Annotated in this window: 1 pseudogene; it reads right to left on the bottom strand. The window is 62.1% G+C overall.

The annotated features are described in order from the left end of the window. A pseudogene (locus KVS71_RS17150) lies at positions 1-204 on the bottom strand (AraC family transcriptional regulator); the annotation flags it as partial. Positions 205-372 lie beyond the last annotated feature (168 nt).

Raw genomic sequence — 372 nt, 5'->3', positions numbered from 1 at the left:
GGACTCCGACAGCGGGTGGTCCACCGACAGTGTCATCGATGCCGTCGTGGTCACTCGCCGTTTCGGTCCGAGGATGGCCAGTTCGATCGGGTCGATCCGCGGGTCGACATCGCCGCGGGCTCCGTCGGCCACCCGCACGATGTCGATGATCGACGCGATAGCCGAACCGAAGCAGCCGTCGATCGCGATCAGTCCGATACGCATGACGTAAACAATAGCAATACTGCCGTATACGCCACTCCCCACCGGCCCTCGCTCGTCATACGCTGAACTCGCTTCACCAAGAAGCCTCGACACCTAGGAGAGTCCCTCATGTCCACACCCGCATCACTTCCGCATGCCTTCGTCGCCAAGATCCTCGCGGCCGATGGA

The sequence above is a fragment of the Microbacterium sp. GbtcB4 genome (assembly GCF_019091465.1).
Classification (GTDB): domain Bacteria; phylum Actinomycetota; class Actinomycetes; order Actinomycetales; family Microbacteriaceae; genus Microbacterium; species Microbacterium paraoxydans.
The sequence above is the reverse complement of the archived record's forward strand: the minus strand, read 5'-3'. Positions and strand labels throughout refer to the sequence as shown.